A 26,627-nucleotide genomic window follows, 5' to 3' on the forward strand; every position below is an offset into this window, starting at 1 on the left:
TGAAGAGTTGGTGTCCGAGGGGGGACTTGAACCCCCACGCCCGATAAAGGGCACTAGCACCTCAAGCTAGCGCGTCTGCCATTCCGCCACCCGGACCAGGTGTCTGCCGCCTTGACGGAGGTGTTCCGCGCGGCGACATGGACAACAATACCAAGCTTTCGGAGTGCCCTTCACCTGCATATCCGTCCTCCCCGAGAACCCCTGGGAGCCGCGCCGGGGCATGTGACGACAGTATTCTGTATACTGTTGGCCACCAAACGGCCCCTGCTCGGAGGCGACATGGCAGATCTGGATCCCGCGGTGGTGCTCGGCATGGCAGACCAGGCACCCGACGGCATAGTGATCATCGACAGCGAAGGGCTGATCCGCTACTGGAACCGGGGCGCGGAGCGCATCTTCGGATTTCCGGCTGCCGACGTGGCCGGTCGGAGCCTGGACGTCATCATTCCCGAGAGGCATCGCAAGCGGCACCAGGACGGGTTCGAGGCGGCCATGGAGCGGGGGTACAGCAAGTACGGGGACGCGGATCTGCTGAACGTCCCGGCGCTGGCCGCGGACGGCCGGAAGCTGTCCATCGAGTTCAGCGTGGTGCTGCTGACGGGACCCGACGGCAGCTCCTACTGCGGCGCGGTCGTCCGGGACGTCACCGCGCGACGCGAGCGGGAGCGGGATCTGATGCGGCGCCGGGCCGAGACGACGACGGTCTGAGCCCCACCGGACAGCACGAAAGCGGCCGTGGCCTTCGGGCCACGGCCGCTTCGCGTCGGCTCTACGTCAGACGATGACCCCGCTCTCCTTCAGCCGGCCGATGGTCTCCTCGTCGTAGCCCAGCTCCACCAGGACCTCGGAGCTGTGCTCGCCCAGCAGCGGGGCGCCGACGACCTCCGGCTTGAAGGAGGAGAACTTCACCGGGCTGCCGACGGTCAGATAGGTGCCGCGGCCCTTCTGCTCGACTTCGACGACCGTGCCGCTGTTGCGCAGGTCCTCGTCGTAGGCGATCTCCTTCATGCTCATCACCGGAGCGCAGGGCACCTCCCACTCCCGCAGGATGTCCACCGCCTCGTACTTGGTCTTGTCCGCGAGCCACTTCTCGATCTCCTCGAAGATCTCGAAGATGTGCGACTGGCGGGCTCGCGCGGTGGCGTACTCCGGGTCCTCGGCCCACTCGGGGTGGCCGATCACCTCGGCGGTGCGCTTCCAGTTCTGTTCCTGGACCGTGAAGTAGATGTACGCGTTCGGGTCGGTCTCCCAGCCCTGGCACTTGAGGACCCAGCCGGGCTGGCCGCCGCCGCCCGCGTTGCCGCCGCGCGGCACCACGTCGGTGAACTCGCCGTTCGGGTACTGCGGGTACTCCTCCAGGTAGCCGACCCGCTCCAGGCGCTGCTGGTCGCGCAGCTTGACGCGGCACAGGTTGAGCACGGCGTCCTGCATGGAGACGGAGACCTTCTGGCCGCGGCCGGTCCGCCCGCGGTCGATGATCGCGGTGAGGATGCCGATCGCCAGGTGCATACCGGTGTTGGTGTCGCCGATGGCGGCGCCGGAGATGGTGGGAGGGCCGTCCCAGAAGCCGGTGGTGGAGGCGGCGCCGCCCGCGCACTGGGCGACGTTCTCGTAGACCTTGAGGTCGTTCCAGGACGACTGGTCGTTGAAGCCCTTCACCGAACCGAAGATCAGCCGCGGGTTGAGCTCCTGGATGCGGTCCCAGGTGAAGCCCATGCGGTCCAGGGCGCCCGGGGCGAAGTTCTCCACCAGGACGTCGGCGTCCTTGATGAGCTTCTCCAGGACCTCCTTGCCCTCGGCGGTCTTGGTGTTGATGGCCAGGGAGCGCTTGTTGCTGTTGAGCATCGTGAAGTAGAGCGCGTCCAGGTCCTCGATGTCCCTGAGCTGACGGCGCGTCACGTCGCCGCCGTTGGGGCGCTCCACCTTCAGGACGTCGGCGCCGAACCAGGCGAGCATCTGTGTGCAGGCGGGACCGGCCTGGACCCCGGTGAAGTCGATCACCTTGATTCCGGCGAGCGGCTTTTCACTCATGTGTGCTTCCTTTTCGTGAAGTTACGTGGTCACTTCTTGGCCGGCGTGATGTTGCCGACGGTGATGCCCTTGGGGTTGAGGTGCGAGATGTGGCCGCTCTCGGTGCCGGCCGAGGGGTCGATCACGCAGTCGATGAGCGCCGGGCCGCCGGAGGCGAGGGCCTCGGTGAGGGCGGCGGTGACCTCGGCGGGGGTGGTGGCCCGGTAGCCCTTGCCGCCGAACGCCTCGATGAGCAGGTCGTGGCGGGCCGCCGACATGAGGGTCGTGGGCGAGGGGGCGTCGTCGTACGGGTTGGTGTCGTCGCCTCGGTAGACACCGCCGTTGTTCATGATCACAGTGACGACGGGCAGCTGGTATCGGCAGATGGTCTCGATCTCGATGCCGCTGAAGCCGAAGGCACTGTCGCCCTCGATGGCCACGACCGGGGCGCCGCTCTCGACGGCGGCGGCGATCGCGTAGCCCATGCCGATGCCCATGACGCCCCAGGTGCCGCTGTCGAGGCGGTGGCGCGGCACGTGCATGTCGATGACGTTGCGCGCGATGTCCAGTGCGTTGGCGCCCTCGTTGACGATGTACGTCTCCGGGTGCGCGTGCACGACGTCGCGTACGGCCTTCAGGGCGCCCATGAACTGCATCGGGTGCGGGTCGGCCTCCAGGCGCTTGGCCATCTTGGCGACGTTCTGCGCCGAGCGCGCCCCGAGCTCCTCGCGCCAGGCCGAAGGGGCCGTGATCTGGCCGGGCTTGGTGCGTTCGGCGAGGGCGTCGAGCACCGACTCGATGTCACCGACGAGGGGCGCGGAGATGGGCTGGTTGCTGTCCATCTCCTTGGGGTCGATGTCGATCTGGACGAACTTGGCGTCGGGATTCCACCCCGCCTGGCCGTGGCCAAGGAGCCAGTTGAGGCGGGCGCCGATCAGCATCACGACGTCGGCCTTCTTCAGCGCCAGGGAACGGGCGGTGGCCGCCGACTGGGGGTGGTCGTCGGGCAGCAGTCCCTTCGCCATCGACATCGGTACGTAGGGAATGCCGGTCGACTCGATGAACTGCCGTACCTTGGCGTCCGCTTGGGCGTACGCGGCCCCCTTGCCCAGCACCACCAGCGGGCGCTCGGCGGAGGCGAGGAGCTCGATCGCCCGGTCCACGGCCTCCGGCGCCGGCAGCTGGCGCGGCGCGGGGTCGACGAGACGGCTCAGCGTCCGGTCGCCCTCCTCCTTGGGCATGATGGCGCCGAGCACCGCGGCGGGGATGTCGAGATAGACACCGCCGGGGCGCCCGGAGATCGCGGTGCGCAGGGCGCGCGCGATGCCGCGGCCGATGTCCTCCACCCGGCTGACCCGGTAGGCGGCCTTCACGAAGGGCTGCGCGGCGGCGAGTTGGTCCATCTCCTCGTAGTCGCCCTGTTTGAGGTCGACGAGGTGGCGCTCGCTGGAGCCGGAGATCTGGACCATCGGGAAGCAGTTGGTGGTCGCGTTGGCCAGGGCGACCAGGCCGTTGAGGAAGCCCGGGGCCGAGACCGTGAGGGCCACGCCGGGTTTCTTGTTGAGGTAGCCGGCGATGGCGGCCGCGTGTCCGGCGTTGCTCTCGTGGCGGAAGCCGATGTAGCGGATGCCCTGCGCCTGGGCGAGTCGGGCCAGGTCGGTGATCGGGATGCCGACCACCCCGTAGATGGTGTCGACGTCGTTCATCCTGAGCGCGTCGACGACCAGGTGGTACCCGTCGGTGAGCTCGGTCGGAACGTCGGCTGCTGCCGCGGTCTCCAGTGTCGAGGGGGCGGTCATGGTCCGAGGTCCTCCTTGGGCAGGTCCTGCCGGAGCGGCTACTTCTCTCACCATCCGCAGCGCGCTCGTCCGCGTCCAAGACCCATCGGCGACCAGCCGATAAACGGCGTCTATCGAGGGCTGGTCAGGGGCTTTGCAACTCCCTTGATAGACAGCTGCTATCGGCCGTTCGCCAGCGGGTATTGGACGCGCACCGGGTGCCACCGCACGCTCGCAGTGGATGTTTCGTCGGACCTGTGCGAGGGGGTGGGGTCATGGCCGTTCCGGCCGCGGCATCCGTGCGTGACGCGAACCGGTACCGGCCTTCGGAGGTCACGGGCCTCGTCGACCTCCTCGACCGGCAGGTACGTGAACGCCCCGACGCCCGGGCCCTCGTGGTGACCGGCGAGCGTGTGCACCTGTCGTACCGGGGGCTCAGGTCCCTGGCCGACGACGTGGCCGCCCGGCTCGCTGGTGCTGGGCTGCGCCCCGGTGACGCGGTCGGCCTGATCGGTGCCAATACCGCGGAGTTCGTCGTCGGGTTGCTGGGCGCGGCGCGGGCCGGGCTGGTGGTGGCTCCGCTGGATCCCGCGCTGCCCGAGATCCAACTGTCCGCTCGGCTACTGGCGTTGGGGGCCCGGGCGGTTCTCCTCGATCCGGCGGTGGCCGGTGTCGTCGCGCTTCCGGTGCCGGCCTGGCCGCTGCGGGTGGACGTCTCCCGGGCGGGGACGGCTGCGGTGGTTCTCGAACCCGGCTTCTGCGAAGTGTCGCAAGGCGGGGGCGCGGCCGGTGAGTTGTCGGACCGGGACGCCCTCGTGCTGTTCACCGCCGGCACCACCGACCGGGCGAAGATGGTCCCGCTGACGCACGCCAATGTGGCCGCCTCGCTTCGGAACATCTGCGCCACCTACGAGTTGGGTCCCGGGGACGCGACGGTCGCGGTGATGCCGTTCTTCCACGGCCACGGGCTGTTCGCCGCGCTGCTGGCGTCCCTGGCGAGCGGGGGCTGTGTGCTGCTGCCCGAGCGGGGGCGGTTCTCGGCGGGCACCTTCTGGGACGACATGCGGGCCGTGGGCGCCACGTGGTTCACGGCGGTGCCGGCGATCCACGAGATCCTTCTGGACCGGTCGGAGCGGGAGTACCCGGGTCCGCAGGCGCCGCCGCTGAAGTTCGTCCGCAGTTGCAGCGCGCCCCTCAACACGGCGACGCAGCGGGCCCTGGAGCGCACGTTCGGCGCGCCGCTGCTGTCCGCGTACGGGATGACCGAGTCCTCGCACCAGGCGACCAGCGAACCGCTGCCGCAGCGGGGGGCGCTCAGGCAGGGGTCGGTGGGCCGGCCGACCGGGGTCGAGGTACGGGTCGTGGACCGGGGCGGGCGTTCCTGTCCGGCGGGCGTCGAGGGCGAGGTGTGGGTGCAGGGGCCCACGGTCGCCCGGGGTTATCTCGCCGACGGCGACGAGTCGGCGCGGACCTTCGTCGACGGGTGGCTGCGCACCGGTGATCTGGGCGCGCTGGACGAGGACGGGTACCTGTCGCTGACCGGGCGGATCAAGAACCTCATCAACCGGGGCGGGGAGAAGATCTCGCCCGAGCATGTCGAGGACATCCTGGCCGGCTGCCCGGGGGTCGCGGAGGCGGCCGTGTTCGCCGTCCCCGACGGGGTCTACGGGCAGCGGGTCGGTGCCGCCGTGGTGGTGCGCGAGGGTGACGGCGTCGGGCGCGAGGAAATCCTGAGGTACTGCCGTGACCGGCTGGCCGCGTTCGAAGTACCGGACCGTCTCGAGCTGGTCGCCGCGCTGCCATACACCGCGAAGGGAGGCCTGGACCGGAAGGCGGTGCAGGCCCGGTACGCACCCTGACAGGGGCTGACGGAGGCGGCGCCTGGGCGGGGCAGTCTTGAGGGCGGCGCCCCGACGGGGCAGTCGGGGCAGCGTCGGCCGCGCCCGGCGGGGAGCGGGTTGTCGGGCGGAGCGCCCCGACGGGCAGTCTTGGGGGCAGCGCCCCGACAGGGCAGTCGGGGCAGCGTCGGCCGCGCCCGGCGGGGAGCCGCCTGTCGGGGGGGGGAGCGCCCCGACCAGGCAGTCTTGGGGGCGGCGCCCCGACAGGGCAGTCACGACAAGGCCCGCCACGCCCGGCGGGGAGCCGCCTACCGGAGGCAGCACCCCGACCAGGCAGGCCTGAGGGCAGCACCCCGACAGGGCAGTCGCGACAAGGCCCGCCACGCCCGGCGGCGAGCGGCCTGCCGGAGGCAGTGTGTCTCCACGGGCAGTCTTGAGGGCCGCTCCGCGACAGGGCCCGGGGTGCTCGGCGGGAGCGGCCTGTCGGAGGCAACGCCCTGACCAGGCAGGCTTGGGGCAGCATCCCGACGGGGCAGCGGCAGCGCCCGCCATGCCCGCCAGGGAGCGGCCTGTCGAACGCAACGCCCCGGCTAGGCAGGCTTGGGCGCAGCGCCTCGTCAGGGCAGTCGCGGCAGCGCCCGGCAGGGGGCGGCCGGGCAAGGGAGTCGTCGCGGACGCGCCCGGCGCCGCACCGCCGTGCACCGCAAAACGACAACCGGACCGGAGAAAGCAGCGCCGGCCGGGCACCCGCCCCTGGCGGAGCTCAGCGCACCCGGTGTTCGGGGGGCAGGGGGCGGGCGAAGAAGTCGTCCAGGGAGAGGCCGGTCGCCGCGTTGACGAACGCGCGGGCGGCGACCGAGCCGGGGGTCGCCGCATGGATCGCCACAGAGACCTGGGCTCCGGCCTCCGGGTCGACCAGCGGCAGGGCTCTCGTCCGGCCGACCACCGGCATCGCGCGCAGCCAGGTGTGGGGCACGATGCTCGCCCAGCCACCGCCGCCCACGTGTGCGTAGAGGGAGGCGATCGAGTCCGTCTCGACCTGCGGGGTCACCACGTACCCCTTCTCCGCGAACACGGTGTCGACGATCTGGCGGATCCGCATGTCCGGCGTCAGCAGCGCGAGCGGCAACTGGGCCGCGTCCGCCCAGGACACGGTGGCGGACTGGGCCACCAACTGGTCGTCGGAGACCAGGAGCATGTACCTCTCCTGGTAGAGGGGGACGACCTGGAGGCCCTCCTGGTCGTCCGGGTCGAAGTGGGCGATGGCCACGTCGAGTTCGTAGTCGCGCAGCTGGCGATGGAGTTCCTTCGTCGACAGCCGGGAGCGGACCTGGACCTTGGCCAGCGGGTGCGCCGCGCAGAAGGCGGCCACAGGAAGGGCGAGGGTCGTGGACGCGGTGGGGTCTGTGCCGAGCCGCAGGGTCCCCGTGATGCCGGACTGCACGGCGGCCACCTCGGCCTTGAAGGCGTCCTGTTCGGCGAGGATCCGCTTGGCCCACACCACGAGCCGCTCGCCCTCCGGGGTCAGGCCCTGGTAGTTGTGGCCGCGGTTGATCAGCGTGACGTTCAGCTCCCGCTCCAGCTTGGCGATCGCCGCCGAGAGCGCGGGCTGGGAGACGTAGCAGGATTCCGCCGCCCGGGCGAAGTGCCGTTCCCTCGCCACCGCCACGAAGTACTCGAGCTGCCGGAACAGCATGAGCGGCTCCTCCCTGCCCATGGGATCACTGGCTCCATACTGTATGCAGTGTGGAGTGATGTACAGGGAGGAGACCGCACAGGTCAGCGCAGAAGCTTCACCGCGGCCACCACCAACGGGTCCAGGCCGTCCACCCCGGCATCGACGAACTCGTGGAGCCGGGTGCGCATGCGCGGGTCCCAGAACCTGCCGATGTGCCCCGCGATCGCCTCCGCGGCGTCCTCCCCCGGCAGATGTCCGAGGTTCCTGGCGATGTCGTTGGCCATCCTGCACTCCGACGGCACGGTCGCTGCCATCTCAGTCCACCACCGTCACGAGGTCGTTCCCGGCGGCTTCGGTGTCGCTCTGCCGGTCCGGGCGGGCGAGCGCCACCTGTACGGCGGTCACCTTGTACTCCGGGCAGTTGGTCGCCCAGTCGGAGTTCTCCGTGGTCACCACGTTGGCGCCGGTGACGGGGTGGTGGAACGTGGTGTACACGACCCCGGTCGGCATGCGGTCGGAGAGCTCCGCGCGCAGAGTCGTCTGCCCGACGCGGCTGGCCAGGGTGACCATGTCGCCGTCGTTGATGCCGCGGACCTCGGCGTCGTGCGGATGCAGCTCCAGTACGTCCTCGGGGTGCCAGGCGACATTGCCGGTACGGCGGGTCTGCGCGCCGACGTTGTACTGGCTGAGGATGCGGCCCGTGGTGAGGACCAGCGGGAAGCGCCGGGTGCTGCGTTCGTTGGTCGGCACGTAGGAGGTGACCACGAACTTGCCCTTGCCGCGGACGAATTCGTCCACGTGCATGACGGGCGTGCCCTCGGGTGCCTCCTCGTTGCACGGCCACTGGACGCTGCCGAGCTTGTCGAGGAGGTCGAAGGAGACTCCGGTGAACGTCGGCGTTACCGACGCGATCTCGTCCATGATCTGGCCAGGATGGTCGTAGGACATCTCGTAGCCCATGGCGGTGGCGATCTCGCTGACGATCTGCCACTCGTGCTTGCCCGTCTTCGGCTTCATCACCGCGCGTACCCGGTTGATGCGGCGTTCGGCGTTGGTGAAGGTGCCGTCCTTCTCCAGGAAGGACGCCCCGGGCAGGAAGACGTGCGCGAACTTGGCCGTCTCGTTGAGGAACAGGTCCTGGACGACGACGAGTTCCATCGCTTCGAGGGCCGCGGTGACGTGCCCCAGGTTGGGGTCGGACTGGGCGATGTCCTCGCCGTGGACGAACAGGCCGCGGAAGGTGCCGTCGATGGCCGCGTCGAACATGTTGGGGATGCGAAGTCCCGGCTCGGCGAGGAGGGTTCCGCCCCAGAGGTTCTCGAAGACGGTCCGGACGGCGTCGTCGGAGACGTGCCGGTAGCCGGGGAGTTCATGGGGGAAGGAGCCCATGTCGCAGGAGCCCTGCACGTTGTTCTGGCCGCGCAGCGGGTTCACTCCGACGCCGTCGCGGCCGATGTTCCCGCACGCCATCGCGAGGTTGGCCATTCCCATGACCATGGTCGAGCCCTGGCTGTGCTCGGTGACGCCGAGGCCGTAGTAGATGGCCCCGTTGGGCGCTTCGGCGTACAGCCGTGCGGCGGCCCGGAGTTCGGCGGCCGGTACGCCGGTGATCTCCTCGACGGCCTCCGGGCTGTTCTCCGGGCGGGCGATGAACTCGGTCCATTCGTCGAAGCCTTCGCACCGCGCGTCGACGAAGGAGCGGTCGACCAGGCCCTCGGTGACGACGACGTGGGCCATGGCGTTGACGACGGCCACGTTGGTGCTGGGCCGGAGCTGGAGGTGGTGCCGCGCCTCGATGTGCGGGGAGCGCACGAGGTCGATGCGGCGCGGGTCCACGACGATCAACTCGGCGCCCTCGCGCAGCCTTCGCTTCATCCGGGAGGCGAACACCGGGTGGCCGTCGGTGGGGTTGGCGCCGATCACCATGATGACGTCGGCCTCGGCGACCGAGCGGAAGTCCTGGGTGCCGGCCGACTCGCCGAAGGTCTGCTTGAGGCCGTATCCCGTCGGGGAGTGGCAGACGCGGGCGCAGGTGTCGACGTTGTTGTTGCCGAAGGCCGCGCGGACCATCTTCTGTACGACGTAGACCTCTTCGTTGGTGCACCGCGAGGAGGTGATCCCGCCGATCGCGCTCGATCCGTGCCGGTCCTGGATCTCGCGCATCCGCCGGGCGACCGTGCCGATCGCCTCGTCCCACTCGACCTCGCGCCAGGGGTCGGTGATCCGGTCCCGGACCATGGGCTTGAGCCGGCGGTCGGGGTGGGTGGCGTAGCCGAAGGCGAAGCGGCCCTTCACGCAGGAGTGGCCCTCGTTGGCGCCGCCGTCCTTGTACGGCACCATGCGCACGAGTTCGTCGCCGCGCAGCTCGGCCTTGAAGGAGCAGCCGACCCCGCAGTACGCGCAGGTGGTGACCACCGACCTGGTGGGCATGCCCAGTTCGACGACCGAACGCTCCTGGAGCGTGGACGTCGGGCAGGCCTGGACGCAGGCCCCGCAGGAGACGCACTCGGAGTCCATGAAGGTCTCGCCGGCGCCCGGCGAGACCTTGGAGTCGAAGCCGCGTCCCTCGATGGTGAGGGCGAAGGTGCCCTGGACCTCGCCGCAGGCGCGGACGCAGCGGGAGCAGGCGATGCACTTGGCGGGGTCGAAGTCGAAGTACGGGTTGGAGGTGTCCTTCTCGGCGTCGAGGTGGTTCTCGCCCTCGTAGCCGTAGCGGACCTGCCTGAGGCCCACCACCCCTGCCATGTCCTGGAGTTCGCAGTCCCCGTTGGCCGGGCAGGTGAGGCAGTCGAGGGGGTGGTCGGAGATGTAGAGCTCCATGACGCCCTGGCGGAGCTTCTCCACCTTCGGCGTCTGGGTGCTCACCTTCATGCCGTCGGCGCACGGGGTGGTGCAGGACGCCGGGGTGCCGCGCCGGCCGTCGATCTCCACCACGCACAGCCGGCAGGAGCCGAACGCCTCCAGGCTGTCGGTGGCGCAGAGTTTGGGTATCTCGACGCCGGCCTGCGCGGCGGCGCGCATGACCGAGGTGCCCTCGGGGACGGTCACCGCCAGGCCGTCCACCTCCACGGACACCGTCGCCGGGCCGGGCCTCTCGGGGGTTCCGAAATCGGGTTCCTTGAGGAGTGTCATGCCGTGCCCTCCGTCCTCGGGCCCGTCGCCTGTACGGGCTGGATGTCCAGGAGTCGACGGCCGCCGAGGAAGTCGTCGGGGAAGTGGGTGAGGGCGCTGCGCACGGGAAGCGGCGTGAGCCCGCCCATCGCGCACAGCGAGCCCTCGGTCATGAGGTCGCAGAGGTCTTCGAGCAGGGCGAGGTTCTCGTCCCGGTGGGTGCCGGCGACGATCTTGTCGATCACCTCGACGCCGCGCACCGCGCCGACCCGGCACGGTGTGCACTTGCCGCAGGACTCCTCGGCGCAGAACTCCATCGCGAAGCGGGCCTGCGCGGCCATGTCGACGCTGTCGTCGAAGACGACCACTCCGCCGTGGCCGACCATCGCCCCGGCCGCCGCGAACGCCTCGTAGTCCATGGGCAGATCGAACATCGACTCCGGCAGGTACGCCCCCAGCGGGCCGCCGACCTGCGCGGTGCGCACCGGGCGTCCGGAGTGGGTCCCGCCGCCGTACTCCTCGATGAGCTCGCGCAGGGTGATGCCGAAGGCGGTCTCCACGATGCCGCCGTGGGCGATGTTGCCGCCGAGCTGGAACACCTGGGTGCCGCGGGAGCGTTCGACGCCGAGTCGCTCGTACGCCTTCGCGCCCTCGGCCATGACCACGGGCACGGTGGCGAGGGTGAGGACGTTGTTCACCACGGTCGGTTTGCCGAACAGGCCCTCGATCGCCGGGATCGGCGGTTTCGCGCGGACCATTCCGCGCTTGCCCTCCAGGCTCTCCAGCATGGAGGTCTCCTCGCCGCAGATGTACGCGCCGGCGCCGACCCGGACGTGCAGGTCGAAGTCGAGGGCGGAGCCCAGGATGTTCCTGCCGAGCCAGCCGTGCTCGCGGGCGATCCCGATCGCCCGGCGCATCGTGGCCACCGCGTCCGGGTATTCCGAGCGGATGTACAGGTAGCCCTCGCTCGCTCCGACCGCGTGTGCGGCGATCGTCATGCCCTCGATGAGCATGAACGGGTCGCCCTCCATGACCATCCGGTCGGCGAAGGTCCCGCTGTCGCCCTCGTCGGCGTTGCAGCAGACGAACTTCAGCTCGTCGGCGCAGTCCAGCACGGTCTTCCACTTGATGCCGGCCGGGAATCCGGCGCCTCCGCGGCCCCGCAGTCCGGACGCGGTGACCTCGGCGACCACGTCCGCGGGGGCCAGCTCCAGGGCGGCGCGCAGTCCCGCGAGGCCGCCGTGGGCTTCGTAGTCCTCGGTCGACAGCGGGTCGGTCACTCCGACTCTGGCGAAGGTGACGCGGTTCTGGCGTGCCAGCCAGGGCAGTTCGTCGACGAGACCGAGCCGCAGGGGGTGATCGGCGCCGTCGAGCATGCCCGCGGCCAGGAGATCCTCGACGTCCTCCGAGGTCACCGGGCCGTAGCCGACACGCCCTCGGGGAGTCACCACTTCGACCAGGGGCTCCAGCCACAGCATGCCGCGCGATCCATTGCGTACGACGTCCAGGGCGAAGTCCCCGCGGTCGGCAGCGTGTTGAAGTGCCTGCGCGACCTCGTCCGCGCCGACCGACCTGGCCGCGGAGTCGCGGGGGACGTACACGGTGGCCGTGGAGTGCGAGGGGTTGTTCATGAGGAGACCGTCCCGTTGAGGATCGAGCCCAGCTTGGCCGGGCCAACTCGTCCGTAGAGCCGTCCGTCGGCTTCCACCGACGGCCCGAGCGCGCAGTTGCCGAGGCAGAAGACCTGCTCGACGGTGACCGAGCCGTCCGCCGTCGTCTCCCCCAGGGGAAGTCCGGACTGGCGTGTGTAGCTCACCAGTTGGTCGGCGCCCAGCGCCTGGCAGGCCTCGGCGCGGCAGATGCGCACGGTGGTGCGGCCCGCGGGCTCGCGACGGAAGTCGTGGTAGAAGGTCACCACTCCGTGGACGTCCGCCCTGGAGAGGTTGAGCTCCTCGGCGAGCACCGGCACGGCCTCCTGCGGCACATGGCCCAACTCGGCCTGGACGGCGTGCAGTACGGGCAGCAGCGCCCCGCGCTCACCCCGGTGACGGGCCACCACCCTCCGGACCACGCTCTCGACCGTCACGTCACTCCCGCTGGTCGTCATGATCGCTTCGCCTTCCGTCACGCGGGTCCCCGGCGAGGGATGCAGGAGACTCCGACCATACTCCATACAGATTTCTGTATACACAACCCTGCCGACACGGCAGGTAAACGGAGAAGTGCGCACACCGGACTGCGCGTCAGGTGCGCCCACCAGGGCGGATCCCGCGGCGACACCCGCCATGTTGCATACCAAAACCTGTATGCTGACGCGGCTGTTCGGCGACCCTCCGGACGGCCCCACTCGGCAAGGCCGCCATTCCGCGACACCGGCGGCAGAACGGGACAACCATGCGCGAGGCACTCACGGCCGCAGCGTCCCGGCGCGTCACCCGCCCGGCACCGCTGCGTCAGGCCGTGTACGACGCCCTGACCGAGCTGATCGTCAACGGCTCCCTCAAGCCGGGCCAGCATCTGGTCGAGGCCGAGCTCGCCGAACACCTCGGTGTCAGCCGCCAGCCGGTCCGCGAGGCTCTCCAGCGGCTCCAGACCGCCGGCTGGGTCGATCTGCGGCCCGCCCAGGGTGCCTTCGTGCACTCCCCCACGGAGGAGGAGGCCGCCCAGCTCCTCGGCGTCCGCTCGGTCCTGGAGACCTACTCGGCCCAGCTCGCCGCGAAGAACGCGAAGCCCGAGGACATCGCACGTCTCGACGAACTCCAGCTGGACGGGGTCGCCGCTCTCGCCGACGGCGACGTCGAGCGCCTGGTCGCGGCCAACACCGCGCTGCACGACTTCATCACCGCCGTCGCCGACAACGCCGTGCTGGCCGAACTGATCGCCCAGGTCGGCCAGAAGGTCCGCTGGTACTACACGCCCATCGCCAAACCCCGCGGCAAGGAGGCCTGGAACGAGCACACCCAGCTCATCAGGGCCATCGCCAAGGGCGACGCGGACCAGGCGGGCGAGGTCATGCGCAAGCACACCGAGCGGACGACCGACTTCTACCGCAGGCAGATCGCGGCCAGGGCGAACCAGGACTGACGTTTGACCGGGCACGGCTCAGGACGCGGCGAGGGAGCCGGCGGGGCGGCGAACGTCCCCGAGGTCGAGGGCCGGCGGGCGGCGGGTTTCGGCGGCGGCCCGTAGTTCGAGCAGCCACGGCAGGACGGTGCGCAGCACGATGTCGAGTCCGCCGCCGTCCGCTCCGAGCATCGCCTCCGCGGGCACCCGCACCGGGTCGGCGAACACCGTGGAGGTCGCGCTGCCGCGGGGTCCCGCGGCGCCGGGCCGCGCCGGGACGAAAAGGTCCGGGGCGTGTGCCGGGACCGCCCAGAGCGTCAGCCCGTCGGGGGCGGCGAGGGGCCGGGAGGACCAGACGTACAGATCGGCCTCCCCCGCCGCGACCACCCGCTGCTTGCGGGCCCGCAGGGCTACCACCTCACCGGAACGGGCGGCCGCGGAGCGCGGCACGAGGAGCTGGGTCTCGGCCGTCGGTCCGTCACCCCCGGCCTCCGGCTCCCCCTCCGACTCGGCGAGCGCAAGACTGGCGAGATGGCGTCCGGCGGCGATCTCGCCCCGAGTCCAGGGGCCGCCGTATGCCTCGATGACGGCGACCGCCGTGTAGTGGGACCGGAGGACGGCCGCCGTCGCCGGGCAGACGCGTGCGGTCCGCGCGACCACGTCGACGGCCTCCGGCAACCCCCCTCCCCCGCCGCCGAATCCGGTGGAGACGGTGAGTCCCAGCAGTCCGGCGCGGCCGAGGGCCGTCACGGCGCCGCGCGGGAACCGGCCCTGGACGGCGGTTGCTTCGGCGACGGGTCCGACGACACTGGTCAGGACTTCGGAGAGAGCGGTGCGGTACGACACGGGGCGACCCCCTCGGGCGTGGCTGCTGGTCCACTGTCGAATGATGATTGCATACAGTATTCTGCATGGGAAGGTCACCGCGCCAGGGTCCAGCCGGCAATTTCCGGGACCCATCAGCCGAACGAGGGAGACAGGGCCCATGCCCGACACACCCACCGTGAGCGCCCATGGCCCGATCAGCAGGCCCACCCCGCTCCGCCAGGCCGTCTACGAGGCCCTCACCGAACTGATCATCAACGGCTCGCTCACACCCGGCCGGCACCTCGTCGAGGCCGAGCTGGCGGAGAGCCTCGGGGTGAGCCGGCAGCCGATCCGTGAGGCGTTGCAGCGGCTCCAGACCGCCGGCTGGGTCGACCTGCGCCCTTCGCAGGGGGCGTTCGTCCACTCCCCCACCGCGCAGGAGTGCGCCCAGCTCCTCAGCGTCCGGGCCCTACTGGAGACCCACTCCGCGCGCGGCGCGGCCCGGCACGCCACTGCCCGTGATGTCGCCCGGCTGTGGGAACTCCAGCAGACCGGTCTGACCGCCCTCGCGACGGGGGACGCCCGGGCCATCGTGGAGGCGAACGCCGCCCTCCACGGCCACATCACCCTGCTGTCCCGCAACGCGGTCCTCGCCGAACTCATCCCCCAGGTCGACCGGCGGGTGCGCTGGTACTACATGCCCATCGCCAAGCCCCGCGGCAGGGACGCCTGGAACGAGCACGCGAGGATCATCGAGGCCATCGGCGAGGGTGCCGCCGACCGCGCCGAGGAGCTCATGCGCCGGCACACCCGGAACACCACCGACTTCTACTGCGAGCAGATCGCCGCGGTGGTCGGCCGGGACGACTGACCCCGGCCGACCACCACCGCCAACGGTCAAGTTCGGCTCAGGAGTTCGGGGCGATCTCCCGCAGCAGCCCCGTCGTCACGTCGAAGACGAACCCCCGCACATCGTCGGTGTGCGGGAGGAACGGCGAGGTGCGCACGCGTTGCATGGACTGCCGTACGTCCTGGTCGACGTCCCGGAAGGCCTCCACCGCCCACGCGGGACGCTGGCCGACCTCCAGTTCCAGTTCGTGCCGGAAGTCCTCGGTCAGGGTCTGGAGACCGCAGCCGGTGTGGTGGATGAGCGCCACACTGCAAGTGCCGAGGGCACGCTGACTGATCGTCAGAGAACGGATCGTGTCGTCGGTGACGACTCCTCCGGCGTTGCGGATGGTGTGGCAGTCGCCGAGCTCCAGTCCGAGCGCGGCGTGCAGGTCGAGGCGGGCGTCCATGCACGCCACGACGGCCACACCCAGCACGGGGCGGGCGCCCATGCCGGGGTCGGTGAATCGGGCGGCGTAGGTGCGGTTGGCTTCCACGAGCCGGTCGGTGACCGTCGCGGTTCGGGGTGCTGAAGTCGACATGTGGGGCTACCTCACTCCGGTCGGGTCGGGTCGGGTCGGGTCGGGTCGGTCAGATGACGCCCTGCTCCTTGAGCTGCGGCAACTCGGCCCGTGAGAGTCCGAGTTCGCCGATGTAGATCTCTTCGTTGTGCTGGCCGAGGAGGGGTGGGGTGGTGATGGTGGTGGGGGAGTCGGAGAGTTTGAGGGGGTTGCCGACGGTGGTGAAGGTGCCGCGTTCGGGATGCCCGACCTCGACGATCATGTCGTTCGCGGCGAGTGAAGCGTCCTCGATGATCTCCTTCGGGGACAGGATCGGACCGCACGGGATGTTGTGGCTGTTGAGCTGTTGAAGGACCTGCCACTTGGGCAGCGTCGAGGTCCATTCCTCGATCAGCTGGAACATCTTCGCCAGCTTCGGCAGCCGGGCCTCGGGGGTGGCCCACTCGGGGTCGGCGGCCAGTTCCGGCCGGCCGATCAGAGCCGCCAGAGGTGTCCAGCCGACGGGCTGGACGATGACGTAGACGTAGTCGTTGGGGCCGCCGGGCGCGCACCTGACCGCCCAGCCGGGCTGCCCCCCGCCGGAGGCGTTGCCCGAACGCGGCACCTCCTCGCCGAAGGTGTCGTTGGGGTACTCGGCGAGCGGGCCGTGTGCCAGGCGCTGCTGGTCACGGAGCTTGACCCGGCACAGGTTCAGCACCGCGTGCTGCATGGCCACGTTCACCCGCTGCCCGCGCCCGGTCCTCTCCCGCTGCAGCAGCGCGGCCAGGATCGCGGCCACCGCGTGGATCCCGGTCCCGGAGTCACCGATCTGCGCACCCGTCGCCAGCGGCGGCCCGTCCTCGAAACCGGTGGTGGCCATCGACCCGCCCATCGCCTGCGCGACCACCTCATAGGCTTTGAAAGCGGTATACGGGCCGTCACCGAAACCCTTGATCGAGGCATACACGATCCGCGGGTTGATCTCCCGGATCCGCTCCCAGGTGAACCCCATCCGCTCCACCGCACCCGGCGCGAAGTTCTCCACCATCACATCCGCACCCCGGACCAGCGCGGCCAGGATCTCCTGCCCCCGCTCGGTCTTGGTGTTCAGCGTGATGCTGCGCTTGTTGCAGTTGAGCATCGTGAAATACAGCGAGTCCGCATCCGGGACATCCCGCAGCTGCCGGCGCGTGATGTCCCCGCCCGGCGCCTCCACCTTCACCACATCCGCCCCCAGCCACGCCAGCAACTGCGTCGCCGACGGACCCGACTGCACATGCGTCATATCCAGCACCCGCACACCCTCAAGAGCCAACGTCATGCTCGCCACCCCATCTCTGCGTCGTCGTGTGTTCGCCGGTGGCCGGGCGGCCGCCCCTTCACGGAGCGCCGCCCGGACTCGCCTCACGGCATCAGCTGGTACTCGGGGAAGTTCCCGGGCAGCCGCTCGCCGGCCGGGCCCCGGGTGACCGCGCGCACCAGCAGCTCGCCGCCGACGAAGGCGCCGCGCCAGGAGGCGCCGAACCCGCCGAACAGCTCGTCCCGGTCACCGCGGGAACGCGGCTTGCCGTGACCGACCTTGAACGCGCGGATCTGCGGGGCGAGCCGGTCGAAGGTGGCCCTGTCGTCGGTGGACAGGGTGGCCACCAGGGCGCCGTTGGAGGCGTTCATCGCGGCGAGCAGTTCCGCCTCGGTGTCGACCAGGACGATGGTGTCGACCGGGCCGAAGGGTTCCGCGTGGTGCAGGGGCGAGGAGGGGGGCGGGTTGAGAAGGGTGACGGGCTGGACGTACGCGGAGGTGTCCTGGCCGGCCAGGAAGCGGGCGTCCGCCTCGCTGCCGCGGTGGACCGGGACGGCTCCGCGGTCGATGGCCTCGGCGACCTGGTCGCGCAGTTCCTTCGCCTTGGCCGCGTTGATGACCGGTCCGAAGTCCAGTGCCGGGTAGGGGTCGTCCGGGTGCTCGACGGCGAGCGGGTGCCCCAGGCGCAGGGTGCGGACCGCGGGAAGGTAGGCCGCCAGGAACTCGTCGAACAGCTCGCGCTGGACGACGAACCGCGGGTAGGCGGTGCAGCGCTGTTTGCCGTAGTCGAAGAGCTTGGGGATGACGGCGGTCAGCGCGTCCCAGTCGGTGTGGTTCCAGATGCCCCAGGTGTTGAGTCCCTCCTGTTCGAGTACATGACGCTTGCCGAGGTCGGCGACGGCCGTGGCGACGGCGGCGCCGGTGTCGCGGCCGCCGACGAAGGAGACACAGCCGATCTCGGGCGCCCGCACCAGCGCCTCCGACAGCTCTCCCCCGCTGCCGCTGACGAGGGTGACGGGGATGCCCTCGCGGGCGGCCAGCGCGCAGGCCAGGGTGAGACAGGCGACGCCGCCGTCGGTCGGGGTCTTGGCGATGACCGCGTTGCCCGCCAGGGCCTGCACCAGCATGGCGTGAACGAGCACGCTCATCGGGTAGTTCCAGCTCGCGATGTTGGACACCGGGCCGTCCAGCGGGACCCGGCCCTCGACCATCGGCTCGATGCCGTCGACGTACCAGCGCACGCCGTCGATGGCCCGGTCGACGTCCGCCTGCGCGAGGCGCCAGGGCTTGCCGATCTCCCAGACCAGCAGGAGTGCGAGGAGTTCGCGGTGCTGGGTGAGGGCGTCGAGGGTGGCCGCGACGCGGGCCCGGCGCTCTTCGAGCCGTATGTGCCGCCAGGCACGGTGCTGGTCGAGGGAGGCGCGGACGGCCTGGTGGGCGGCTTCCCGGTCCAGGCGCGGCGGGCCGGCGATCGGGCTGCCGTCGACGGGGCTGGTGGCGGGCAGGGCCCGGCCGTCGGCCCGCCAGGCGGAGGCCCAGAGGTTGAGGACGCGGTCGTCCCGGAAGGCCTCGGGGGCGACGGCCAGGCAGCGCTGCCAGGCGTCGTTCCAGGAGGTACCGGACTTCACCACGAGGTGGGTGGAGTTGAGGGTGGTTGTCATGCGATGTCTCCGCTCTCGGTGCACAGTCGGGGGCGGGGTATGGGGGTACGCGGCGGGGCCGGAGGAGACTCCGTCCGCCGGTGTGTGGTTCCGGGTCAGGCCTGAGGGGCCTCGCGGACCGTGTCCAGTTGGGTGAGCACGAGGCGGGCCGTCTCGGTGGGGGTGTTCCCGACCTTGACGCCGACCGCCTCCAGCGCCGCTTTCTTGGCCTGCGCGGTGCCCGCCGACCCGGACACGATGGCGCCCGCGTGGCCCATGGTCCTGCCCTCGGGCGCGGTGAATCCGGCGATGTAGCCGACGACGGGTTTGGTGACGTGCTCACGGATGTACGCGGCCGCCCGCTCCTCGGCGTCCCCGCCGATCTCCCCGATGAGGACGATCAGTTCGGTGTCGGGGTCGTCCTGGAAGGCCGCGAGGCAGTCGATGTGGGTGGTGCCGACGACGGGGTCTCCGCCGATGCCGACACAGGTGGAGAAGCCGATGTCGCGCAGCTCGTACATGAGTTGGTAGGTGAGCGTGCCCGACTTGGACACCAGTCCGACCCGGCCGGAGCGGGTGATGTCCGCGGGGATGATGCCCGCGTTGGACTGGCCGGGGGTGATCAGGCCGGGGCAGTTGGGGCCGACGATCCGTGTCCCCTTCTTCTTCGCGTACGACGTGAAGGCGACGGAGTCGTGGACGGGGATGCCTTCCGTGATGACGACAGCCAGTCCGATGCCCGCGTCGGCGGCCTCGACAACCGCCGCTTTGGCGAAGGCCGGTGGCACGAAGACGACGGTGACGTCGGCTCCGGTCGCCCGCATGCCGTCGGCGACCGAGCCGAAGACGGGGACGACACGGTCGTCGAAGTCGACCGTCTGCCCGGCCTTGCGCGGATTGACACCGCCGACCACGTTGGTGCCCGCGGCGAGCATGCGCCGGGTGTGTTTCATGCCCTCGCCGCCGGTCATGCCCTGGACGAGGACCCTGGACTCCTTGGTCAGGAAGATGGCCATGTCCCGCTCCTCAACTGGCTTTGGCGAGTTCGGCGGCACGGCGGGCGGCGCCGTCCATGGTGGTGGCCTGCTGGACCAGGGGGTGGGCGTGCTCGTCGAGGACGGCCCGGCCGCGGGCGGCGTTGTTGCCGTCGAGGCGCACGACGAGCGGCTTGGTGAGCCGGACCTCGTCCAGGGCCCGGACGATGCCGGCGGCGACCGCGTCGCAGGCGGTGATGCCGCCGAAGACGTTGACGAACACGGACTTCACCGCCGGGTCCGACAGGATGACCCCCAGTCCGTCGGCCATGACCTGGGCCGAGGCACCGCCGCCGATGTCGAGGAAGTTGGCGGGCCGGGCTCCGCAGCCGGCGACCACGTCGAGGGTCGACATGACCAGGCCGGCGCCGTTGCCGATGACGCCGACCTCGCCGTCGAGCTTGACGTAGTTGAGGCCCTTCGCGGCGGCGGCCGACTCCAGCGGATCGTCGTACGCGATGCTCTCGGTACTCCAACGGGCCTGCCGGAAGCGGGCGTTGTCGTCGAGGGTGACCTTGCCGTCGAGGGCGAGGATGTGCCCCTGCCGGGTGCGGACGAGCGGGTTGACCTCGACGAGGACCGCGTCCTGGCGGACCAGTACCTCCCACAGCCGTACGAGAAGGTCGACGGTCCGCGGCGGCAGTCCGGCGGCCTCGGCGATCTCGCCCGCCTTCGCCGAGGTGACACCTTCGGCGGGGTCGATGTGTATACGGGCGACCGCCTCCGGGCGGGCCGCGGCGACCTCCTCTATGTCCATGCCGCCCTCCGCCGAGGCGATGGCCAGGAACCGGCCCGCGGCCCGGTCGAGAACATAGGCGACGTAGAACTCGGTCTCGATGTCGACGGGTTGGGCCAGCATGACCTTGCCGACCGTGTGCCCCTTGATGTCCATGCCGAGGATCCGGCGGGCGGCCCGCTCGGCCTCGGCCGGGTCGGCGGCGAGCCGGACACCGCCTGCCTTGCCCCGGCCTCCGGTCTTGACCTGCGCCTTGACGACGACGCTGCCGCCGAGCCTGCGGGCGATCGCACGGGCCTCCTGGGGGGAGTCGGTGACCTCCGCCCTCGGCACCGGGATTCCGTGTTCCTCGAAGAGGGCCCGGGCCTGATGCTCGTACAGGTCCATGATGAGGCTCCCGTCTGAAAGTGATGCACGACTGAAAAGTGCTGCACGCCCCCTGGACATCACCCACCGGATGCGGGATAACAATCTTCATACAGTATTCGTCGACTGTATGCAATGTGCCGAACAGGGGTCAGCCCAGCGCATCGCCAGGACGCTCAAGGCAACGGACAAGTGAGGTGGCTTGTGTCGAGGACGGCTCTTGAGGGTGTGCGGGTGCTGGATATGACGCATGTGCAGTCGGGTCCGTCGGCGACGCAGTTGCTGGCGTGGCTGGGGGCGGATGTGGTGAAGGTGGAGGCGCCGGGCGGGGACATCACGCGCCGGCAGCTGCGGGATGTCCCGGATGCGGACTCGCTGTATTTCACGATGCTCAACTGCAACAAGCGCAGCATCACGCTGAACACCAAGACCGAGCGGGGGCAGGAGATCCTGGCCGCGCTGGTCCGGGGTGCGGATGTGATGGTGGAGAACTTCGCGCCGGGTGCGGTGGAGCGGATGGGGTTCACCTGGGAGCGGATCCGGGAGATCAACCCGCGGATCGTGTATGCCTCGATCAAGGGTTTCGGTGACGGCCCGTACACCGCTTTCAAAGCCTATGAGGTGGTCGCGCAGGCGATGGGCGGGTCGATGGCCACCACCGGTTTCGAGGACGGGCCGCCGCTGGCGACCGGTGCGCAGATCGGTGACTCCGGGACCGGGATCCACGCGGTGGCCGCGATCCTGGCCGCGCTGCTGCAGCGGGAGAGGACCGGGCGCGGACAGCGGGTGAACGTGGCCATGCAGCACGCGGTGCTCAACCTGTGCCGGGTCAAGCTCCGTGACCAGCAGCGCCTGGCACACGGCCCGCTCGCCGAGTACCCCAACGACACCTTCGGCGAGGAGGTGCCGCGTTCGGGCAACGCCTCCGGCGGGGGGCAGCCCGGCTGGGCGGTCAGGTGCGCGCCCGGCGGCCCCAACGACTACGTCTACGTCATCGTCCAGCCCGTCGGCTGGCAGCCGCTGTCCGCATTGATCGGCCGGCCGGAACTGGCCGCCGACCCCGAGTGGGCCACCCCCGAGGCCCGGCTGCCGAAGCTGGCGAAGATGTTCCAGCTGATCGAGGAATGGACCTCGACGCTGCCCAAGTGGCAGGTCCTTCAACAGCTCAACAGCCACAACATCCCGTGCGGGCCGATCCTGTCCCCGAAGGAGATCATCGAGGACGCTTCACTCGCCGCGAACGACATGATCGTCGAGGTCGGGCATCCCGAACGCGGCACCTTCACCACCGTCGGCAACCCCCTCAAACTCTCCGACTCCCCCACCACCATCACCACCCCACCCCTCCTCGGCCAGCACAACGAAGAGATCTACATCGGCGAACTCGGACTCGGTGACGAGGAGTTGCGTCTGCTCAGGTCGGGCGGGGTGATCTGACGTGGTGAACCGGAGCCATATCCCGGGGCCCTTGGGCGGTGGTCCATGACGTGAATGAGCACGGGGTCCGGCGGCGGTGCGCGTCGTCGGACCCCGGGGATCCGTGCGCGCACGAAAGGAATTTGGACAGGGGGCGCTGGCCAGATCTTTCGACGCAAGGAGTGCTTGAAGACTATGACAACCATCGACTATTCGTCGTCCGCCACCTTCAGGGAGGTGACGGACCGCAACGGCCGCGTGTACCGGATCGGCGAGACCGACCGGCACATCATGGGACGGCCACGATGGACCATGGTGCTCTTCCCGTGGATGGGCATGCTGGGCATCAGTTCCTCGGAGTACGCCTTCACGTCGGCCGAGGACACACTGCACGAGGCGCATCTGTGGAGCAGTGGGCACATCTTCTGGCTGATGGGCGTCTGGGTGTTCTTCCAGGCGGCCGTGGCCTTCCCGGCCGGGCAGTTGCGGGAGAGCGGAAAGCTCCCGGCCCGCTACGCGATGATGGTCGGCGCGCTGGGCACGATCCTGGGCTATCTCTCGCTCGCGTTCGCACCGAACGTGATCGTCGCCTATCTCGGATTCGGTGTGTGCAGCGGCATCGGCGCCGGCTTCGTCTACGCGACCTGCGTGAACATGGTCGGCAAGTGGTACCCGGAGCGCAAGGGCGGCAAGACCGGCATGGTCAACGGCGGTTTCGCCTACGGCTCGGTGCCCTTCGTCTTCCTGTTCACCTCGTACATGGACCTGAGCAACTACCGGGGTGTCCTGGTGGCGGTGGGCCTCGTCTGCTGCTCGGTGGTGGCGTTCGCGGGCTGGTTCTTCAAGGACCCGCCGAAGAACTGGTGGCCCCCGCACGTCGACCCGCTGAAGATGACCGACGACCCGAAGATCCGGCGGGCGCTGGAGAAGAACCCGCCGGCGGTCAAGCAGTACACCCCGAAGGAAGCGGCGCGTACGCCCGTCCTGTGGATGATGTGGTTCTGCCTGCTGTGCACGGCCGGGATCAACATCTTCGGCATCGCCTTCCAGGTGCCGTTCGGCAAGGACATGGGCTTCGCGGGCGGGATCGTGGCCACGGCGATGTCGCTGAAGGCGATCGTCAACGGCACCGGGCGCGGTGTGATCGGCTGGATCTCCGACAAGTTCGGCCGTCGCAACACGCTGATCATCGTGTGTCTGGTGCTGGGCACCGCGCAGTTCGGTGTGCTGGTCTCCGGCCAGATGGGCAGCATGCCGTTCTTCCTCTTCTGCTCCATGGTCTCCGGCTTCGGCGGCGGCGCGATCTTCCCGCTGTTCGCCGCGATGACGGCCGACTACTTCGGTGAGAACAACAACGCCTCCAACTACGGCATGGTCTACAGCTCGAAGCTCATCTCGGGCCTCGTGGGCTCCGGTGTCGGCTCGATCGTGGTCGGCGTGTGGGACTACGAGGGCGCGTTCGTCCTGGCCGGCTGTATCGGCCTGGGCTCCGCGGTGCTGGCGCTGTTCCTGAAGGCGCCCGGCCGGCCCAAGACCAGTCGCAGGACCGTACCCAACCCGCAACCGCTCGGCGAGGAAATGGCCTGACATGACGGCAGATCCGTACGCAGCACGCAGCGACACCGACACCGACAAGACCGCACACTCCACCGCCGCACCACGTCCCTACCGCGAACTGACCGACGCCAACGGCCGCGTCTACCGCATCGGCGAGACCGACCGGGACATCCTCGGCCACTCGCGCAAACTCATGGTGTACCTGCCCTGGATCACCATGATGGCCATCAGCGTCTTCGAGTACGCGTACGGCTCGGCCGAGGACACCCTGTCCCACGCCCACGGCTGGACGCAGAGCAACACCTTCTGGATCCTCAGCGTCTGGGTCTTCTTCCAGGCCGGCATCGCCTTCCCGGCGGGCTGGCTGCGGGAGAAGGGCGTCCTGACCGCCCGCAAGGCCATGTACATCGGCTCGGGCATGTGTCTGGTCGGATTCCTCGCCCTGTCGCACCTCGACAACGTGCTGCTGGCGATCCTGGGATTCGGCGTCATCGGAGGTATCGGCGCCGGACTGGTCTACGCGACCTGCATCAACATGGTCGGCAAATGGTTCCCCGAACGCCGGGGAGCGAAGACCGGGTTCGTCAACGGCGGCTTCGCGTACGGATCACTGCCCTTCATCTTCATCTTCAACTACGGCTTCGACACCGCGAACTACCACCGCGTGCTGGACCTCATCGGCTGCTACATCCTGGTCGTGGTCGTCGGGTGCGCGTTCTTCTTCAAGGACCCGCCGAAGAACTGGTGGCCCGCGGACATCGACCCGCTCACCCACGGCGGCGGCGAGAAGGGGACCGGTGCTCTCGCCAAGAACCCTCCGGCGGTACGGCAGTACACGCCGAAGGAAGCCATCAGGACCGGCATGCTTCCCCTCATGTGGGTCGCCCTCGTCATGACCGCGGGGGTGTCGATCTTCGGGATCTCCTTCCAGGTCGACTATGCCAAGGAGGTGGGTTTCGGCCCGCTGGTGGCGGCCTCCTCGATGGGGGTCATGGCGGTCATCAACGGCGTCGGACGCGGGGTGGTGGGCTGGCTGTCCGACAAGTGGGGCCGTAAGTCCACGCTGGTGTTCGTGATCGTCGTGCTGGGTCTCGCCCAGTTCGGGGTGATCTGGGCGGGCGACATCAGGAGCGAGTCGCTGTTCCTGGTCTTCGCCTTCCTCTCCGGGTTCGGCGGCGGCGCGTTCTACCCGCTGTTCGCGGCGCTGACGCCCGACTACTTCGGGGAGAACTTCAACGCCTCCAACTACGGGCTGGTGTACAGCGGCAAGCTGATCAGCGGCCTGTTCGGCGGCGGCCTCGGCTCCATGGTCGTCGCGGCCTGGGGCTACGACGGGGCGTACGCCCTGGCCGGCGCCACCTCGATGGTCGCGGCGGCGATCGCCCTGCTGCTACGGCAGCCGGGACGCCCCCGGGGCGGCACCTCGGCACCGCAGCCACAAGCCGCGGCCTGAGCGGGGCACTTCGCACGGATGAGGCGGCCCTCCGCCTCGGCGCTCGCCGGGGTAGGGGCCGCCTCATCCGATGGTTCGGTGCCCGTGGCCGACCTGCGGCCCAGAGGCTCAGGGGTCCGGAGGCGAGGCAGTGACCGCAACCGTGAATACAGCGGGCCGGGGCCGAGGTCGGCTGCCTGGCTGCTCGGCGGCCCGGCTGCCCGGGGCCTGGCGGCTCGGCGGCTCGGTGCCCGACGGCTCGGCTACCCGGGGCCCGGCAGCTCGACTGCCTGGATGCTCGGTGCCCGGCGGCTCGGCTGCTCCGGCTCGGCTGCTCGGTGGCTCGGCTACCCAGGTACTCGGCGCTCGGCGGCTCGGAGCTCGGCGCTCGCCGGGCTAGGGCCGCCTGATCCGATGGCTCGGTGCCCGTGGCCCGCCCGCGGCCCAGAGGTTCAGGGGTCCGGACGCGAGGCGGCGACAGCAACCGCGAAAACAGCCGACCGGGTTGAGCTCGGCTGTCTGGATGCTCGGCGGTCGGGCGGCCCGGCGGCCCGGCAGCAGCCTCGCGGCCGCGGCCACTGACAGGATCGGAGGCTACTTCTCGCGGTCGTGGTACATCTTCCGCGTCTGTTCCGTGTGTTGGCGCATGACCGCGGTGGCCCGCTGCTCGTCGCGGTCGGCGATCGCCGCGATCAGCTCACGGTGCTCGATCCAGGACTGGCGGCCGCGCCGGCGGGCGATCGGCGTGTAATACCAGCGCACCCGGCGATCCACCTGCCCCGCCAACTCCGCCAGAACCGCATTGCCCGCCAACTCCATGATCGTGGCGTGCAGTCGGGCATTCAGAGCCACCGCAGCGTCCACATCGTCCGCGGCCACCGCACTCTCCCCCTGCGCACACAACTCCTCCAGCACCGCGATACCCGCACTGCCCGCATTCGCCGCGGCCAGCCGCGCCGCCTCCGCCTCCAACAACGTCCGCACCGTCAGAAGCTGATCGGCCTCCTCATCCGTCGGCTCATGCACAAACGCACCCTGAGCAGGCCGCAGATCCACCCAACCCTCGGTGTTCAACCGCTGCAAAGCCTCACGCACCGGCTGCCGCGACACACCCAGATGCCCGGCCAGCTCACTCTCCACCAGATGCTGACCCGGCTGCAGCGCACGCGTCGTGATCAGTTCGAGAAGCGCTCCGTAGACACGGTCGCGCAGCGGACCGGGACGCTCGAGCCTGGGCACCGTCCCGTACGGCAGTCCTGTCGTCGGCAACATCGCGGTCCCTCCTGTACAGCGTCGTCGCTGCAGCTGAGAGCCAAGTATGAATTGGTTTTCGCCTACAGTCTACGGCGCACAACCGCCGTGAGCTCAGGCCGTACCAGGTCGTAGCAGCAGCTCAACGGGCTTGGTGACGTCACGACCCTTGCTGAGCACTCCTTCCATCCTGTAGACAATATCCAGTCGACAAAGTCGGCA

General features: G+C 69.9%; 21 protein-coding genes and 1 tRNA gene. 7 read left to right on the forward strand and 15 right to left on the reverse strand.

From position 1 onward, the window contains the following. Nucleotides 1–8 precede the first annotated feature (8 nt). Nucleotides 9–96, reverse strand: a tRNA-Leu gene (locus RNB18_RS21595). Nucleotides 97–279: 183 nt separating this feature from the next. Here RNB18_RS21595 and RNB18_RS21600 point away from each other — a divergent pair. Beyond that, nucleotides 280–708: a PAS domain S-box protein gene (locus tag RNB18_RS21600; RefSeq protein ID WP_311715743.1), complete on the forward strand. Its 429-nt coding sequence runs from the start codon at nucleotides 280–282 to the stop codon at nucleotides 706–708. A 66-nt stretch (nucleotides 709–774) separates the two neighbouring features. On the opposite strand, the gene frc (RNB18_RS21605) is transcribed toward RNB18_RS21600, so the two are convergent. Then, a complete protein-coding gene (gene frc / locus RNB18_RS21605) occupies nucleotides 775–2,031 on the reverse strand; it encodes a formyl-CoA transferase (RefSeq protein WP_311715744.1) in 1,257 nt (418 codons plus the stop codon). A gap of 29 nt (nucleotides 2,032–2,060) precedes the next feature. Beyond that, nucleotides 2,061–3,809 (reverse strand): oxalyl-CoA decarboxylase, encoded by a 1,749-nt coding sequence (oxc, locus tag RNB18_RS21610; RefSeq protein ID WP_311715745.1) that lies wholly within the window; start codon nucleotides 3,807–3,809, stop codon nucleotides 2,061–2,063. Between the two features lie 254 nt (nucleotides 3,810–4,063). On the opposite strand from oxc, the gene RNB18_RS21615 reads away from it, so the two are divergent. Next, nucleotides 4,064–5,647 carry a FadD7 family fatty acid--CoA ligase gene (locus RNB18_RS21615; RefSeq protein WP_311715746.1) on the forward strand — a complete coding sequence of 528 codons (1,584 nt, stop codon included), beginning with the start codon at nucleotides 4,064–4,066 and terminating at the stop codon, nucleotides 5,645–5,647. Nucleotides 5,648–6,389: 742 nt separating this feature from the next. On the opposite strand, the gene RNB18_RS21620 is transcribed toward RNB18_RS21615, so the two are convergent. The 5 genes from RNB18_RS21620 to RNB18_RS21640 form a co-directional block, all read right to left on the reverse strand. Then, nucleotides 6,390–7,322 carry a LysR family transcriptional regulator gene (locus RNB18_RS21620; RefSeq protein ID WP_266514695.1) on the reverse strand — a complete coding sequence of 311 codons (933 nt, stop codon included), beginning with the start codon at nucleotides 7,320–7,322 and terminating at the stop codon, nucleotides 6,390–6,392. Between the two features lie 83 nt (nucleotides 7,323–7,405). Next, nucleotides 7,406–7,618, reverse strand: coding sequence for a formate dehydrogenase subunit delta (locus RNB18_RS21625; RefSeq protein WP_311715747.1), 213 nt, complete (start codon nucleotides 7,616–7,618; stop codon nucleotides 7,406–7,408). Between the two features lies 1 nt (nucleotide 7,619). Beyond that, entirely contained in the window at nucleotides 7,620–10,436 is a 2,817-nt protein-coding gene (gene fdhF / locus RNB18_RS21630) for a formate dehydrogenase subunit alpha (protein ID WP_311715748.1), read from the reverse strand. Then, nucleotides 10,433–12,046 (reverse strand): formate dehydrogenase beta subunit, encoded by a 1,614-nt coding sequence (locus RNB18_RS21635; RefSeq protein ID WP_311715749.1) that lies wholly within the window; start codon nucleotides 12,044–12,046, stop codon nucleotides 10,433–10,435. Before RNB18_RS21635 ends, fdhF begins: the two co-directional genes overlap by 4 nt. Next, nucleotides 12,043–12,522, reverse strand: a complete 480-nt coding sequence (locus RNB18_RS21640) for a formate dehydrogenase subunit gamma (RefSeq protein WP_311715750.1) — start codon at nucleotides 12,520–12,522, stop codon at nucleotides 12,043–12,045. Before RNB18_RS21640 ends, RNB18_RS21635 begins: the two co-directional genes overlap by 4 nt. A gap of 287 nt (nucleotides 12,523–12,809) precedes the next feature. On the opposite strand from RNB18_RS21640, the gene RNB18_RS21645 reads away from it, so the two are divergent. Then, nucleotides 12,810–13,499, forward strand: a complete 690-nt coding sequence (locus tag RNB18_RS21645; protein ID WP_266392071.1) for a GntR family transcriptional regulator — start codon at nucleotides 12,810–12,812, stop codon at nucleotides 13,497–13,499. Between the two features lie 18 nt (nucleotides 13,500–13,517). Here RNB18_RS21645 and RNB18_RS21650 read toward each other — a convergent pair whose 3' ends face one another. Then, nucleotides 13,518–14,324, reverse strand: a complete 807-nt coding sequence (locus tag RNB18_RS21650) for an acyl-CoA dehydrogenase family protein (RefSeq protein ID WP_311715751.1) — start codon at nucleotides 14,322–14,324, stop codon at nucleotides 13,518–13,520. Nucleotides 14,325–14,463: 139 nt separating this feature from the next. Here RNB18_RS21650 and RNB18_RS21655 point away from each other — a divergent pair, with 139 nt between their 5' ends. Further along, nucleotides 14,464–15,156, forward strand: a complete 693-nt coding sequence (locus RNB18_RS21655) for a GntR family transcriptional regulator (protein WP_311715752.1) — start codon at nucleotides 14,464–14,466, stop codon at nucleotides 15,154–15,156. 37 nt (nucleotides 15,157–15,193) lie between these two features. On the opposite strand, the gene RNB18_RS21660 is transcribed toward RNB18_RS21655, so the two are convergent. From RNB18_RS21660 to sucC, 5 genes are all read right to left on the reverse strand, one after another. Continuing rightward, nucleotides 15,194–15,715, reverse strand: coding sequence for a beta-class carbonic anhydrase (locus tag RNB18_RS21660; protein WP_311715753.1), 522 nt, complete (start codon nucleotides 15,713–15,715; stop codon nucleotides 15,194–15,196). A 49-nt stretch (nucleotides 15,716–15,764) separates the two neighbouring features. Then, a complete protein-coding gene (gene frc / locus RNB18_RS21665) occupies nucleotides 15,765–16,994 on the reverse strand; it encodes a formyl-CoA transferase (protein WP_311715754.1) in 1,230 nt (409 codons plus the stop codon). 83 nt (nucleotides 16,995–17,077) lie between these two features. Beyond that, nucleotides 17,078–18,634, reverse strand: a complete 1,557-nt coding sequence (locus RNB18_RS21670; protein ID WP_311715755.1) for an aldehyde dehydrogenase family protein — start codon at nucleotides 18,632–18,634, stop codon at nucleotides 17,078–17,080. A 95-nt stretch (nucleotides 18,635–18,729) separates the two neighbouring features. Beyond that, complete coding sequence (gene sucD, locus RNB18_RS21675) at nucleotides 18,730–19,629, reverse strand: succinate--CoA ligase subunit alpha (RefSeq protein WP_311715756.1); 900 nt, start codon at nucleotides 19,627–19,629, stop codon at nucleotides 18,730–18,732. A 10-nt stretch (nucleotides 19,630–19,639) separates the two neighbouring features. Then, a complete protein-coding gene (sucC, locus tag RNB18_RS21680; RefSeq protein ID WP_311715758.1) occupies nucleotides 19,640–20,770 on the reverse strand; it encodes an ADP-forming succinate--CoA ligase subunit beta in 1,131 nt (376 codons plus the stop codon). 183 nt (nucleotides 20,771–20,953) lie between these two features. On the opposite strand from sucC, the gene frc (RNB18_RS21685) reads away from it, so the two are divergent. The 3 genes from frc (RNB18_RS21685) (at nucleotide 20,954) to RNB18_RS21695 (ending at nucleotide 25,175) form a co-directional block, all read left to right on the forward strand. Then, entirely contained in the window at nucleotides 20,954–22,186 is a 1,233-nt protein-coding gene (gene frc, locus RNB18_RS21685; protein ID WP_311715759.1) for a formyl-CoA transferase, read from the forward strand. Between the two features lie 174 nt (nucleotides 22,187–22,360). Continuing rightward, the gene (locus RNB18_RS21690; RefSeq protein ID WP_057616230.1) at nucleotides 22,361–23,752 is read left to right on the forward strand and encodes an OFA family MFS transporter; all 1,392 of its coding nucleotides are present in this window, start codon (nucleotides 22,361–22,363) and stop codon (nucleotides 23,750–23,752) included. Nucleotide 23,753: 1 nt separating this feature from the next. Continuing rightward, entirely contained in the window at nucleotides 23,754–25,175 is a 1,422-nt protein-coding gene (locus RNB18_RS21695) for an OFA family MFS transporter (protein ID WP_311715760.1), read from the forward strand. 573 nt (nucleotides 25,176–25,748) lie between these two features. On the opposite strand, the gene RNB18_RS21700 is transcribed toward RNB18_RS21695, so the two are convergent. Next, complete coding sequence (locus RNB18_RS21700) at nucleotides 25,749–26,423, reverse strand: GntR family transcriptional regulator (protein WP_311716021.1); 675 nt, start codon at nucleotides 26,421–26,423, stop codon at nucleotides 25,749–25,751. Nucleotides 26,424–26,627: the final 204 nt, after the last annotated feature.

Origin of the sequence: Streptomyces doebereineriae (genome assembly GCF_031845645.1) — a bacterium.
GTDB classification, from domain to species: domain Bacteria; phylum Actinomycetota; class Actinomycetes; order Streptomycetales; family Streptomycetaceae; genus Streptomyces; species Streptomyces canus.

Coding starts and splice junctions, on each gene's coding strand:
- RNB18_RS21600 (WP_311715743.1), top strand. CDS start 280: ATGGCAGATCTGGATCCCGCGGTGGTGCTCGGCATGGCAGACCAGGCA.
- frc (WP_311715744.1), bottom strand. CDS start 2,031: ATGAGTGAAAAGCCGCTCGCCGGAATCAAGGTGATCGACTTCACCGGG.
- oxc (WP_311715745.1), bottom strand. CDS start 3,809: ATGACCGCCCCCTCGACACTGGAGACCGCGGCAGCAGCCGACGTTCCG.
- RNB18_RS21615 (WP_311715746.1), top strand. CDS start 4,064: ATGGCCGTTCCGGCCGCGGCATCCGTGCGTGACGCGAACCGGTACCGG.
- RNB18_RS21620 (WP_266514695.1), bottom strand. CDS start 7,322: ATGCTGTTCCGGCAGCTCGAGTACTTCGTGGCGGTGGCGAGGGAACGG.
- RNB18_RS21625 (WP_311715747.1), bottom strand. CDS start 7,618: ATGGCAGCGACCGTGCCGTCGGAGTGCAGGATGGCCAACGACATCGCC.
- fdhF (WP_311715748.1), bottom strand. CDS start 10,436: ATGACACTCCTCAAGGAACCCGATTTCGGAACCCCCGAGAGGCCCGGC.
- RNB18_RS21635 (WP_311715749.1), bottom strand. CDS start 12,046: ATGAACAACCCCTCGCACTCCACGGCCACCGTGTACGTCCCCCGCGAC.
- RNB18_RS21640 (WP_311715750.1), bottom strand. CDS start 12,522: ATGACGACCAGCGGGAGTGACGTGACGGTCGAGAGCGTGGTCCGGAGG.
- RNB18_RS21645 (WP_266392071.1), top strand. CDS start 12,810: ATGCGCGAGGCACTCACGGCCGCAGCGTCCCGGCGCGTCACCCGCCCG.
- RNB18_RS21655 (WP_311715752.1), top strand. CDS start 14,464: ATGCCCGACACACCCACCGTGAGCGCCCATGGCCCGATCAGCAGGCCC.
- RNB18_RS21660 (WP_311715753.1), bottom strand. CDS start 15,715: ATGTCGACTTCAGCACCCCGAACCGCGACGGTCACCGACCGGCTCGTG.
- frc (WP_311715754.1), bottom strand. CDS start 16,994: ATGACGTTGGCTCTTGAGGGTGTGCGGGTGCTGGATATGACGCATGTG.
- RNB18_RS21670 (WP_311715755.1), bottom strand. CDS start 18,634: ATGACAACCACCCTCAACTCCACCCACCTCGTGGTGAAGTCCGGTACC.
- sucD (WP_311715756.1), bottom strand. CDS start 19,629: ATGGCCATCTTCCTGACCAAGGAGTCCAGGGTCCTCGTCCAGGGCATG.
- sucC (WP_311715758.1), bottom strand. CDS start 20,770: ATGGACCTGTACGAGCATCAGGCCCGGGCCCTCTTCGAGGAACACGGA.
- RNB18_RS21690 (WP_057616230.1), top strand. CDS start 22,361: ATGACAACCATCGACTATTCGTCGTCCGCCACCTTCAGGGAGGTGACG.
- RNB18_RS21695 (WP_311715760.1), top strand. CDS start 23,754: ATGACGGCAGATCCGTACGCAGCACGCAGCGACACCGACACCGACAAG.